Source organism: Prevotella pectinovora (genome assembly GCF_000834015.1).
GTDB lineage: Bacteria > Bacteroidota > Bacteroidia > Bacteroidales > Bacteroidaceae > Prevotella > Prevotella pectinovora.
Map to the genome: position 1 here is coordinate 1 of NZ_JXQI01000058.1, position 12,389 is coordinate 12,389.

Genomic DNA, 12,389 nt, shown 5'->3' on the forward strand with positions numbered 1-12,389 from the left:
TCAATGAATTAAATTTTTTAGGTGAAAAGATATTTGGCACGGCGGTTAACAAAAATGAAATCTTTGAAGAAGTTAACCGTTTGGCAGCTTTCTTGAATAATTATTCAAATAGAAAGTTGTCTCAAGATATAATATCTGAATTCACAGGAAATCATTGTAAGTTTGCGATAAGAATTGTTGGTAAAAAGTACAAGGTGGATACTGAGGGAAGTAGAATTTATATAAACAATATATTAAAGATCCATTCAAATGTAGAGACTATTTATTTAATTGGAGACTTAAAAAACAAGGTGTTTATAGATAATGTCGTTGCTGAATGTTTGAAGGCAATACCTTACAGAATATATAATAACAAAAAATATAAGGCAAAGATAAAAGATTATAATGGTAATATCTATGAATGCGATAGCTACTTAGTTATATTAAGAAGCAATAATGTCATAACGTTTTATGAAAAATGATGTTGTGGGCAATTTATTATTCATAGTGCAAAAAAAATTGATATTTTAATATTTAGTTAATGAATAAAAGATTAGACTATTTTGATGCGATGAAAGGGTTTGGCATATTATCTGTGATATATGCGCATCTGTTTACAATGGGAATGAGAGATAGTGATTATATCTCGTCTGTCACATCATTTATTCAATTGTATTTTATGCCATTATTCTTCTTCGTCAGTGGCTACTTTTCTGCAAAGATAGGAAACATCCAGAAGCCGGCAGAACTAAAGCCCATAATTTTGAAAAAGACAAGAAACCTATTGGTGCCTACAGCTGTTATGTTCACCTTATGCGTTCTTTATTTTAGAATGAATTATGTGGACTGTATAATTGACTCATTTAAAGTTGGTTATTGGTTTACTTACGTTCTGTTTTGTATTTCAATACTGTATGCAGTTCTTACAATTGTCTTAAAGCCTTTTAGTAAATCTGGGGGGGTATTGCATCTTTTGATAGTATTGTGCTTGCATTATCTTTCAAGACATATAAACGTTTTTGATCCTATAATTAAAGCCACTTCGTTTGATTTTATAGCAGCTTATTATTTCTATTTCTATATGGGAGTATTACTGAAGAAATATGAAGGGAACATAGGTCGTTATCTTAATAACAAATATGTCTTAACGGTTTCTTTAATATTAGGCGTGCTGCCTGTTCTCTATGACGTACCTTGGTATGTTAAAAACATTTGCAGGTTAATCCTTGTATATGACATACTGGTTGTTTTTAGATACTACTCGTCTTATTTTGAGTCACAAAATGTTTTTGCGAAAGGATTGAGGCTAATAGGTAGAAATACATTGGAAATATATTTCCTTCATTATTTCTTCTTGTTTAGAATATATGGTGTGGATGGATTGCTGACTACACTCTCCAATGACTATTGCTTTAGAGGTCATAGTTGTTCTTCTTTGGTGGAACTTGCAATAATATGCCCCATTGCTATAGGAATCGCATACGTATGTATATTCGTAAAAAAAATCATTCAACCATATCCTTTTGCCAAACAGCTTTGTTTTGGTAACAATTAATATGTCAGAATCTCGTACATCAAAAAGTTTAAAAAATGCTTGGGTTGCCTTGCTCTTCTATGCCATCAATGTTATAATAGGCTTCTGGAAGAGACAGGTGTTTTTTGATTATTTAGGTAGCGAAGTCCTTGGTCTCGACACCACGGCTTCCACACTCTTTAGTTTCTTAAATCTTGCTGAATTGGGTATCGGCTCATCCGTAGGCTATTTCTTGTATCGTCCAATGTTCGAAGGTGATACTGTCACGATGAATAAAATCGTAGCTCTACAGGGGTGGATATATCGCCGAATAGCAATGGTCGTGATGGCAGGATCTGCCGTCCTCATGTGCTTCTTCCCAATTATCTTTGCGAAGATACAGCTTCCGTTATGGTATGCTTACGCTACGTTCTCCGTTATGCTCATCGGTTCGATGCTGGGCTACTTTATGAACTATCGCCAATGTATTCTTGCAGCAGACCAGAAAGGCTATAAGGTTACTCAGGTTACCTCTTCAGCATCTGTTGTCTTTCAGATACTGCTGATATTCTTGCTTCCAATCGTTCCATGTCCATTCATACTTTATATTGGAACATCTCTGTTAGGCTCTATCATCGGTTGCTTATGGTTAAACCATGTGTTGCATAGAGATTATCCCTGGCTCGCAAAAGTTGAAGAGAGCGGTAAACAACTCCTTAAGGAATATCCTGAGATAATAAAGAAGACCAAACAGATCTTCTTCCATAAAATCACGACGTTCATAGTCAACCAGGTGTCACCTTTGATTATGTTTGCTTTCACCTCGCTCACCGCTGTAGCCTATTACGGCAACTACCTTGCCACCATCGACAGAGCAAAAGACGTTTTGAAGACCGCTTTTGCAAGTACTGGCAATGCTATAGGCAACTTGATTGCAAGTAGAGACGATCAGCGTATACAGTCGGTCTTTTGGGAGTTGATAGACTCGCGTCTTTGTATCTCCTTCGGTTGTGTGCTTGTATTAGGTCTAATCTGCGAACCGTTCATCTCTGTTTGGTTGTCGCCTAAATATCTTTTAGGTCATGAAGTGCTGATACTTGTGTGCATTCTTTCGTTCCTCTCCATAAACAGAAGCACCGTTGACGGATACATCGGAGGTTATGGCTTGTTTCAAGATATATGGGCACCGGTAATAGAAGCAATAATCAATCTTGGTTTAGCATTTACATTGGGATATTTCTTCGATATATCAGGTGTTCTTATGGGAGGTTTGGCAAGCAACTTAATCATAGTAAATGGGTGGAAGCCGTATTTCCTCTATACACGAGGATTCAAAATAAACCCATGGAGAGGCTATTTCTTGCCAATGGCATGGCGTTGGGGATTGTTGGCTGCCAATGGCGTTCTTTTTGTTTGGTTAGACAGCATGCTGCATCCCGAAAATCTTAATTCATATCTTAGTATTGCTATATATGGATTTGTCTTGTCTGTGATCATCATTCCTACAATATATATTCAGTTCTATATATTGACTCCTGGAACTAGAAAGTTCCATCGCAGAATGTGGGGAATTGTTAAAGAGAAAGTCAAATTTTAAAGATATTAATATTTATGTTATTAAGAAGAATCATTGATGGTATAGTTCGTCGGTTTGATTGGTATGTAAGAATACCTCTTGCACATAAGCAATTTGAGAGAATAAATATTCTCAATTCTATCGACTCCATAAAATATATTATCGAACATAAGTGCTCAGTAAGCAGATTTGGAGACGGAGAGTTTATTATGTTATTAGGTGGTGGGTATGATGACTATCAAGGAGCAGATCAAAAGTTAGCCAAAAGATTAAAAGAAGTTTTAGTTTCAACAGATGCTCCGAATCATATTGTTGGATTACCCATGCCTTTAAAACACACAATAGGATTAAGACCAAGTTCACGTGATTTTTGGGATTATTTTACTTTGAGAAAAGGAGTTTCTTTATTGCCTTATCTCTCAACTACAAGGCTGTATATAGATACCCAACTCTCAAGATTCTATATGATGTATACAGACAAAAGTCACTGCGAAAATCAGCTGAATTTGTTAAAGGCTATATGGGATAATAAAGATGTAGTCATTATAGAAGGAACAAAAAGTCGTACCGGCATAGGCAATGACATGTATGATAATGTCAAAAGCCTTAGTAGAATCTTAGGACCAGCAACAGATGCATTTTCAATGTATGATGAAATGTTGGAAGCTATAGTGAAACATGTTTCTAAAGATAACTTAATATTACTATCTTATGGACCTACCGCAACCATTTTAGCCTACGATTTAGCAAAACTTGGGTATTGGGCTATTGACATTGGCCATCTAGATATAGAGTATGAATGGTTCAAGATGGGAGCTATTGACAAAGTTGTAATAAATGGCAAATTCACCAATGAAGCGGAAGGAGGACGCTCCGTAAAGAGTGATTATGACGAAGGATATTTACAACAAATAATACTTGATATCACAAGCATTTAATAGAGAAACAATGTTAATAACAATAATTATACCTATTTATAATAGGGCTAAAACACTACCAGAGTGTTTAGATAGCATCATCAATCAGGAACATTCTGAATTTGAATGTCTGTTGATTGATGATGGCAGCCATGACGATTCTTTAAAGGTTTGTAACGAATATGCTGATAAAGATTCTCGTTTCCGTGTATTCCACAAGCCAAATGGCGGTGTTGGCTCTGCCCGTAATTTGGGGTTAGAGAATGCAACTGGTGAATGGGTGGCATTTGTTGACAGTGATGATATCATTGCACCAAACCATTTGAGCCAATTTGCAACAGCAATACAAAAGTATCAGAATGTAGATATTCTGTTTTGTGGTTGTCAATATGTTTGCAGAGGCCAAAAAACACGCCCTGATCACACTTATAGCTTGGCGAAGTACGAAGGTAAAGAAGAAACTAAGCACTTCTTTGCCTCTACAGACCTTCTTCAATATATGTATGTATGTGATAGAATCTATCGAAGATGTTTGATAGAACAAAACAACATGCGATTCGACACCACACTTTCATTGTCTGAAGACCGTCTTTTCTGTTATCAATTTCTCAAACACATTAGAGGAGCAGCAACTGTGCCTGAAGCAACTTATGTCATAAACGAAGAAGATAACAACAAACTTAGTCAAAGACACCTTTCTTCAGAAATGTGTATTAATCGTTACCATAAGTTGTCTGTAGCAATGCAGGATTTGGTGGAGATTTATCAGTTATATGATGCTCGCATAATGCCCTTTTGGAAATACAACTATGTACTACTTCATAATATGTTGCATTCATTATATAATGTGAAAGGCAACATATTTTCTGCAACCAAAAGACAACAATATTATATTAATAAATACTTTGACTTCAATTTCTATAATAAGATTAAAGATATACCAGAACTAAAGGCGTTTATGTCTGATGCACAAGCAAAGAGAATCATTAATATGCAGTTCTTGAGCTACAATTTGCACGTTTTGTTCACCTATATTCTAATAAGACTACATATAAGAAAGCAATGAAAACCCCGATAGTATACACACTGATTAGCTCCGAGAAAGATTACTTCTTGGAAGAGCTGTGGGTGTCGCTCTATTCTCTTCGCCAGTTCCATCCTGAGGTGACGGTCAACGTGCTGGTGGATGAACCGTCGAAGAAGTACTTGGAGAGATTCCCAGAACTCTGTGGCATGATAACTAACATCGTTGTTGTGCCGGTACCGGAGAACTATAATGCCAAGCAACGTTCACGAGTTATCAAGACCACGGTGCGCAATGTGATTGACGGTGCATACCTCTTCATTGATACGGATACCGTTATCTGCAAACCATTGGATAACATAGACAACTTGACTTGTGATATTGCTGCTGTACCGGAAGAGCATCTTCAGCTGAAAGACCTTACTTTCTCTCCCGTAAATGGTATAAAAAATGTTTTTGGGGTAGATATTTCTGATTCTAAGTTCTGGTTTAATAGTGGAGTGATGTTTGTGGCAGATACTGATGCTGCGAGAAAGTTATATCATGACTGGAATAAAAAATGGGAGTTTTCTTGTTTCCAAAAAGGACAAAGTCAAGATCAACCCGCGTTATCTGTTGCAAACAAAGAGAATAACATGCTGATATCGGAGCTTCCTGGAATATATAATTCGCAGGTGGCAATGTCCTTGAAATACTTTGCTGATGCAGCAATTGTTCACTGGTGGCACATGAGCTTTATAGAGAATCAGGACTATTCTCCATTTTTCAGTCTGCAGATATACAAAGATGTGAAGCAAGCAAAAGGTCTCACGGCGGACATCGAAGAACTGATAAAGCATTGCAAACAGAGTTTCGTGTCGCCAACAATGCCAGTAGGTAAGGATCATATCTATTTCCTTTTCTCTCCGGCTGGCAAGATCTTTAACAGAATCTACAAAGATGGTGGTGTAGCAAGTTTCCTTATGAACAAGTGTGCCGTTGTCTTGGAAAAAATTCATAAATACACAAAGAAAAAATGATTTCTGTTATAATACCTGCTTATAACGCAGCCGGAACCATTCGTCGATGTATACAGTCTGTTCTTGAACAGACATACACGGAATGGGAGATGATAATAGTTGACGATGGTAGCAAAGATGATACTTTAGGCATTTGTCAGTCTTATGACGATAGTCGGATACGAGTCTTACATAAAGAGAATGGAGGTGTGAGTTCTGCCCGTAACATGGGATTGAATTTTGCTCAAGGTGATTATATCGCTTTTATTGATTCCGATGACTTCATAGAGACCGATTATCTACAACACTTGTCACATGGCTTGGGTTATGATATTGTTATTACTGGCTTTTACTATGGTGCAGTTCCCGAAGCCTCTTGCTTTAAATTCCAACTGTCAGACAAGCAAAAGGTTAGTCAAGAACTTTCAAAACTGATAAATGCAGATCAGCTCTGTTTCCCTTGGGGACGTTTGTTCAAGCGTTCTATTTTAGAGCAATATCAGATACGCTTTGATGAACAAATGCGTTTCGCCGAAGACAATGTTTTCAATTGGGAGTTTCTTTGTCATGCCGAGTCCATTTATATAGATTCTACACAGAAAGACTACCATAAGTCTGCTGATGAAGGCGAAAGCGGCTATAATCTATCCTTTGAAGAAATGGAATATGTAGATAGCCAATTGTTTAAGTTAGCTAATAGATTGGAACTCTACTATAATGTTCCACTAAATTTGGAAACTAAGCAATTAATGCATGTCTTGTTCCTTAAAGATATGCTGCAGTTGACAGCAAGTCAATGGTATGAATACTATAAGAAATACCACACCAAAGGAACAAAAAGTGAAGGGTATAGCTTTATCATGCAGACAATCTATTATATGACATTGGCAAAAATCTCTCAAACAAAAGATAAAAGCATAAAAAAGCAAATGCTGAAGCAATTGGATTGTTTTATCGATAAACCTCTAACAATGTTGACTTCATCATCAATAAAAACACGATTCCTTATACCATTTGTCAAAATGAAATTGAATGGAATTGTATTGAAGCTTATTAACAAAATGTAGACATCAAAAACTGATAAAATCTATTTTAAAATGATTTCAGTAGTAATACCTTTATATAACAAGGAGGCGTCAATTGCGCAGTCTCTGAAGAGCGTGCTCTCACAAGAGTACGACGACTTTGAGGTTGTGATTGTGGACGATGGTTCTACTGATGGATCAGTTTCTATAGTTGAAGCTATGAACAATCCTCGCATCCGACTGATAAAGCAGGAAAATGGTGGACCGAGCAAGGCTCGTAACGCTGGTGTGAAGAATGCCAAGGGCGAGTGGATACTGTTCCTTGATGCAGACGATGAATTCTTGCCTGGCGCTTTAGAGTATTTTGCTAAGAATATAAATAAGCATAAAGATACCTCTTTCATATTTGCACCCTTCTACACTTCACGATGTGGCAACAAGAAATTAGCATGTAAATATCAGGAGGGGGTAGTTGAAAACCCGTACAAGGAGCATTTCTTTGGCAGAATTCTACCACGAACGGGCGCATTTGTATGTACCAGAGAATTATGTCTTAAAGAGCCTTTTAATGAGAATATACGCCGTTTTGAGGATTTGGAATGGTTGTATAGAATATACAAGCATACAAAAATATATAAGATTCCCACACCCGTATTAACAACAAATATAGACTTCTCCGCAGCCTCTCGTGCCCGTAAAGACATAAAAGAAGATTTCTTGGGGCATCTTGATTTCAACGGTAAATCATTCTGGGAGAAGATGGCGTTGTATGCATTTTATCTTGGTGAGCGCAACTACTATCCAGAGCAATGCAGAAAGCTGTATCCTGGGCTGCATCGCAGATACGATTGGTTGTTGCTGTACAAGTTAATTCACTTCTTAAAATAGGATGACAAAATTATTAGCAATAATAAAGAAGCTGCCGGTTTTAAGTAATCTGCTCCTCTATTTATGGCAGAAACGGCATAATGGCAAAAAAGTAAAGTTCTGGTACTCTACACATATATCCTATCGTTGTGGCTTTGAGGGAATGAACATGGTTGGTCCACATACCGACTTCTTTGGTTTCTTAGGTTACGGCTCTTACATCGGTGGGGACGGAATAGTTAGTGCTGAGGTAGGGCGCTTTACGTCCATCGGTCCCAACTGCCGATACATCAATGCTACCCATGCTTATAAGGCGCCGTTCGCTACAACATGTCCTTTGTTCTTTTCTAAAAGCAACGGAAACAATCCGCAAGGTAAGACGTTTGCTACAGAGCAGATGATAGAGGAGTTCAAGTTCTATGATAAAGCCAGAGAACTTGTAAACAAAATCGGTAACGACTGCTGGATTGGTTCCAACGTCACTTTAATTGGTGGGGTAGAGATACACGATGGAGCGGTAGTACTTGCCAATACTGTGGTTACAAAAGATGTTCCGCCGTATGCAATTGTAGGTGGCGTACCTGCCAAAGTCATTGGCTATCGTTATGATGACGAAACAATTCAGTTCTTGCAGAAAACCAAGTGGTGGAATAATCAGCCGGAATGGTTTGAAAAGAACTGGAGACTGCTGAATGATGTGGAAGCATTGAAAGAATATTTTAAACTCAGTTAAATCATTTTAAGTGAGAATATGACAACTTATAACAAACAAAAACAAAGAAGGATAAAGGTGTTGGCTTATGCCTACCAGTTTCAGGAGATGTTCCTCTCGAAGGACATTTTCCTGATTCCTTACTATATAGCTAAAGAACTTGGAGGCGAGTGTACGTATCTGTACACCGAAAACTTGGGTAATACGGAGATACCGGGCGAACACCGCGGAGTTGCCATCAAGAAGACTTGCAACACCAATCAATTGAAGGTTTTCTTGCAAGAAATAGTGTCTCACTCAAAGGATATTGACGTGTTGTTCCTCACAGGAAGCAGTGCGATACATATGTTCGCTACTTATTTGTATAAGAAGCGTAATCCGAACGGTCGGGTGGTGGTGTTCGGAGACATGGAGCCACCACAGGCTCGTGAACTAAACAAGAACGGATTCCATTATTCAGGTGGTCTTGCGGGATGGGTGAAGGATAGATTGACAGATTATTTCTTCCGCCATGTCACTTATCTTGTGGCAAATACTGTGGCATACAATCTGATGGTGGACCTTTGGCAACGCAAGCATTGGAGCGGGTTGCTCCATTTCTATCCGTGTCTGGATGACGAGAAATTCGAATCGTATGGCTTGCAGCGTAGACCGTTTGCCGAAAAGGAAAACATCATGGTCTGTGTAGGCCGAATCGGTTGCTATCAGAAAAACACCGAAATGCTTTTGAATGCTCTGCGCAATGTGGATTTGAAGGACTGGAAGATATATATGCTTGGTCCTATCACAAGTAGTTTCAACTTGAATGAAGACGATAATTTCCAGAAAACGATAGATACTTTTTTTGAAGAATATCCGCAACATAAGGGTAAGTTTGTTTTTACGGGTATGGTTTACGATCAGAAGAAAGTGTTTGAATATTACAATCGGGCAAAGGTGTTACTTGCAACTGCAAGACATGAAGGTTTTGCAAATGTCTATAGTCAAGCAGCTGCCTTTGGGTGTTATGTCGTAAGTACAGATGTTGGCGGAGCAGATGTGTGCTCAAATGATTGGAAATATGGGGTAAAACTTAATCAAAACGATGATGAGAGTTTGGCTGAAGTTTTAAATGGTATAATTGAAGGTTCTTGGAAAATTCCTGTAGAACATGCGTTATCATTTAAGTCTATGAGCTATAGTTATCGCGTAAATACATATTTATTGCCTATAATAGGATGTGAACCTCTGCCAACAAACCATAATGTATGAAAAGAATATGGATAGAGATATAACTTTTGATTTGATGAAGGGCGTTGCAATAATTGCAATGCTTTGTGGTCATTGTATAATTCCACAGACTTTACATCATTTTATTTACATGTGGCATATGCCTTTGTTCTTTATTGTTTCTGGTTATTTCTATCGTACTAAACCGTTTGAAGACTTTTGGTATGGTACATATAGGAGTTTGTTAGTGCCATATGCTTTTACATGTTTTGTGGCATTTATGTTGGCATTTGTCCTGAATTTGGAGAATTATCAAAAAATAATTTATGGTACATTTGGTATTTCTTCTGCTTGGTTAGGTAGTAATGCTGTTGTTGGTTATGGTGGTAATGGTCCATTATGGTTTCTGATGGCTTTGTTTTGGTGTCGTTTTATATATGATACATTGCAGAGATTTATTAGCAACAAATACTTATTGGGGGGTAGTGGCAGGCATTTCAATATTTGGCGCTTTTATAGGTAACAAATATTACATACCCTTTTACTTGGCTCATGGAATGATTGCAACTTTATTTTATTATGTTGGTCATTTAAGCCATAAATACAGCATTAATAAATTGAGTTTTAAGCATTGGCATTTACTATTACTGGGTGCATTTATAATAGCAGGAATGAAAGTCGGTGAGCCTTATTTTATTATAGCTAAAGAAGATTCGTTGAATGCAATTAGAAATCGATCTGAAAACTTACTTGTCAATTCATTAAAAAACATTGGTTATGATGAAAAAAGTTAAGGCTGTTAAGCCTTTCATGTATGAGAACAATAGTAACTTCAAGTTGGCTGTTTATCAAAAATGGAAAGAGTGTGGAGGAGCTGTTGTTCCTTTGCGTCCATTGGAGAAATACTATGAACGTTTAGCTTATCACTTGGATTTACCGACACTGTATCAAAATAGTAAAGAAGCTCGTTTGAGATTTGTAGAAGGAGCAAGTTTGCGTTTTGACACATTCCCAGATTATCTTGGCTATGAAATTATACCGGTCATATGGGATTGTTGGCCTAGATATGTAGAAAATATGGCAAAATGGTTTCACAAGCATAAGGTTCAAACAGCTTTCTTTACATCTTCTCAGACAGCAGAACGAATGCGCTCTTTATGTCCTAATGTCAACATCAACCACTTGCCAGAAGCTATAGAGACCGAACTCTATCATGCTGGCAAACCATTGTCAGAACGTTCTATTGACTATCTGGAATTTGGACGTTGCAGCAGAATCCTTGATTCTACTCAGTTTGATAAAAGTATCATTGTTTTAAGTAGCAGAAATGAAAGAACAGGTTTAAAGACTCGTGCCCAGTTGGCAGATGCTTTGGCCGATTCGAAGATTACTTTGGCTTTGACTCGTCTTGATAATCAGCCAGAACTTGCGGAGGGTGTTGATACCTTAACCCAAAGATATTGGGAGTGCATGCTCTCTGGTGTTGTAATTCTTGGACGAGCACCGCAAGAATTGATAGATATTATAGGCTATGATCCTGTCGTTCACTTGGATAAAGACAATGCCAATGACCAAATTCTTGGAATCCTAGAGCATATTGAAGATTATCAGGAGTTAGTGGATAGAAACCGCCAAAGAGCATTGGAGCATGGAGACTGGAAGGTTAGGATTGAGTGGATGATGGGTGTGATGAAGAAGCAGGGGTATGAGGTGTAAAAGAGATAAAGTTATGCTGGAATTTGACACTTTTATTCAATCGTGTATTGATAAATATACGGCTTGTGGGAAATGTGAGACAATTGTGTTCATATGCATTATTGTATCCAAAATGGTTGTGATGAGTCTAATTGTAAGGAATGTCTAAAGCAGATACAATGGGGTAAAGGCTTGTTTACGTAACCTGTTGGCGGAATTAATTTAGTGCATACTTAATTCTGCCAATGGGCTTGTCGTTAATGAAGTTTACGTATTGCAGAATGGTGAGTGCACTAATTTTGCCAATGATTCTGGCAAACAAACCATTCGTTATTTTCGCGTAGTTCCTGATGACCAGGAACTGGTCTGTAAGTTGTGAGAATATTGTCTCAATCCTCTTTCTTGCCTTTGCAAACGGGATGAATGTCGGTTTCCAGTCCTTTTGGTTGAGCCGATACGGACACTCCAGTCTTATGTGTGCGGTTTCGAACAAGTCAAGCTGTACGTCAGCTCCAATATACCCTTTGTCACCATAGATGCTACAGTCTGCCGTTTTCTTCCTGCGGTCATTGAACTGTCTCCTTGATATGAGATTGGGAATGTTGTCCTTGTATTCTTGCAATTTATAGTCGAACAACCACTTCTCACTATCAATGCTCTCGGTCTCTGCCGTCAGGGATAGCGCCACCACTTCCAAATCCGAAAACTTGGGAACAGGACCACGACGTGGAACATTACCCGATTCATTGACGAGATTTTCAGAGAATTGCTTGCATATCTCAAGTATTTTGACGAATTTTGTATAAAGGTTGTACATACGATGGTTTGAACTTAATGTTTTGATCACCACTAAGTTACTAAAAATCAGCGATAT

At 37.8% G+C, this 12,389-nt stretch carries 14 protein-coding genes; 13 read left to right on the top strand and 1 reads right to left on the bottom strand.

Annotated features, from left to right (window positions below):
• The 13 genes from ST42_RS14045 to ST42_RS07095 form a co-directional block, all read left to right on the top strand.
• Positions 1 to 461 (top strand): hypothetical protein (locus ST42_RS14045; RefSeq protein WP_044072972.1); only part of this gene is annotated, 461 nt, incomplete at its 5' end.
• Between the two features lie 59 nt (positions 462 to 520).
• On the top strand, positions 521 to 1,534 hold the full coding sequence (locus ST42_RS07040; protein ID WP_044072973.1) for an acyltransferase family protein: 1,014 nt from the start codon (positions 521 to 523) through the stop codon (positions 1,532 to 1,534).
• Between the two features lies 1 nt (position 1,535).
• The gene (locus ST42_RS07045; protein ID WP_044072974.1) at positions 1,536 to 3,089 is read left to right on the top strand and encodes a lipopolysaccharide biosynthesis protein; all 1,554 of its coding nucleotides are present in this window, start codon (positions 1,536 to 1,538) and stop codon (positions 3,087 to 3,089) included.
• A 14-nt stretch (positions 3,090 to 3,103) separates the two neighbouring features.
• Entirely contained in the window at positions 3,104 to 4,006 is a 903-nt protein-coding gene (locus tag ST42_RS07050) for a GT-D fold domain-containing glycosyltransferase (protein WP_044072976.1), read from the top strand.
• Positions 4,007 to 4,016: 10 nt separating this feature from the next.
• The gene (locus ST42_RS07055; RefSeq protein ID WP_044072978.1) at positions 4,017 to 5,051 is read left to right on the top strand and encodes a glycosyltransferase family 2 protein; all 1,035 of its coding nucleotides are present in this window, start codon (positions 4,017 to 4,019) and stop codon (positions 5,049 to 5,051) included.
• Positions 5,048 to 6,028 carry a glycosyltransferase family protein gene (locus tag ST42_RS07060; RefSeq protein WP_044072979.1) on the top strand — a complete coding sequence of 327 codons (981 nt, stop codon included), beginning with the start codon at positions 5,048 to 5,050 and terminating at the stop codon, positions 6,026 to 6,028. Before ST42_RS07055 ends, ST42_RS07060 begins: the two co-directional genes overlap by 4 nt.
• Positions 6,025 to 7,074, top strand: coding sequence for a glycosyltransferase family 2 protein (locus ST42_RS13165; protein WP_052488266.1), 1,050 nt, complete (start codon positions 6,025 to 6,027; stop codon positions 7,072 to 7,074). Before ST42_RS07060 ends, ST42_RS13165 begins: the two co-directional genes overlap by 4 nt.
• Positions 7,075 to 7,104: 30 nt before the next feature.
• Positions 7,105 to 7,920, top strand: coding sequence for a glycosyltransferase family 2 protein (locus ST42_RS13170; protein ID WP_052488267.1), 816 nt, complete (start codon positions 7,105 to 7,107; stop codon positions 7,918 to 7,920).
• Between the two features lies 1 nt (position 7,921).
• Positions 7,922 to 8,632 (top strand): CatB-related O-acetyltransferase, encoded by a 711-nt coding sequence (locus tag ST42_RS07075; RefSeq protein ID WP_082028608.1) that lies wholly within the window; start codon positions 7,922 to 7,924, stop codon positions 8,630 to 8,632.
• An 18-nt stretch (positions 8,633 to 8,650) separates the two neighbouring features.
• On the top strand, positions 8,651 to 9,862 hold the full coding sequence (locus ST42_RS13175) for a glycosyltransferase family 4 protein (protein WP_052488268.1): 1,212 nt from the start codon (positions 8,651 to 8,653) through the stop codon (positions 9,860 to 9,862).
• Between the two features lie 7 nt (positions 9,863 to 9,869).
• Positions 9,870 to 10,343, top strand: a complete 474-nt coding sequence (locus ST42_RS07085; protein ID WP_197068923.1) for an acyltransferase family protein — start codon at positions 9,870 to 9,872, stop codon at positions 10,341 to 10,343.
• Positions 10,306 to 10,614: a hypothetical protein gene (locus ST42_RS07090; protein WP_156139320.1), complete on the top strand. Its 309-nt coding sequence runs from the start codon at positions 10,306 to 10,308 to the stop codon at positions 10,612 to 10,614. Before ST42_RS07085 ends, ST42_RS07090 begins: the two co-directional genes overlap by 38 nt.
• The gene (locus ST42_RS07095) at positions 10,598 to 11,536 is read left to right on the top strand and encodes a glycosyltransferase (protein WP_044072983.1); all 939 of its coding nucleotides are present in this window, start codon (positions 10,598 to 10,600) and stop codon (positions 11,534 to 11,536) included. Before ST42_RS07090 ends, ST42_RS07095 begins: the two co-directional genes overlap by 17 nt.
• A 196-nt stretch (positions 11,537 to 11,732) precedes the next feature.
• Here ST42_RS07095 and ST42_RS07100 read toward each other — a convergent pair.
• Positions 11,733 to 12,389: transposase (locus ST42_RS07100; protein WP_231556956.1), on the bottom strand; the 657-nt coding region annotated here is incomplete at its 5' end.

Coding starts and splice junctions, on each gene's coding strand:
- ST42_RS07040 (WP_044072973.1), top strand. CDS start 521: ATGAATAAAAGATTAGACTATTTTGATGCGATGAAAGGGTTTGGCATA.
- ST42_RS07045 (WP_044072974.1), top strand. CDS start 1,536: ATGTCAGAATCTCGTACATCAAAAAGTTTAAAAAATGCTTGGGTTGCC.
- ST42_RS07050 (WP_044072976.1), top strand. CDS start 3,104: ATGTTATTAAGAAGAATCATTGATGGTATAGTTCGTCGGTTTGATTGG.
- ST42_RS07055 (WP_044072978.1), top strand. CDS start 4,017: ATGTTAATAACAATAATTATACCTATTTATAATAGGGCTAAAACACTA.
- ST42_RS07060 (WP_044072979.1), top strand. CDS start 5,048: ATGAAAACCCCGATAGTATACACACTGATTAGCTCCGAGAAAGATTAC.
- ST42_RS13165 (WP_052488266.1), top strand. CDS start 6,025: ATGATTTCTGTTATAATACCTGCTTATAACGCAGCCGGAACCATTCGT.
- ST42_RS13170 (WP_052488267.1), top strand. CDS start 7,105: ATGATTTCAGTAGTAATACCTTTATATAACAAGGAGGCGTCAATTGCG.
- ST42_RS07075 (WP_082028608.1), top strand. CDS start 7,922: ATGACAAAATTATTAGCAATAATAAAGAAGCTGCCGGTTTTAAGTAAT.
- ST42_RS13175 (WP_052488268.1), top strand. CDS start 8,651: ATGACAACTTATAACAAACAAAAACAAAGAAGGATAAAGGTGTTGGCT.
- ST42_RS07085 (WP_197068923.1), top strand. CDS start 9,870: ATGGATAGAGATATAACTTTTGATTTGATGAAGGGCGTTGCAATAATT.
- ST42_RS07095 (WP_044072983.1), top strand. CDS start 10,598: ATGATGAAAAAAGTTAAGGCTGTTAAGCCTTTCATGTATGAGAACAAT.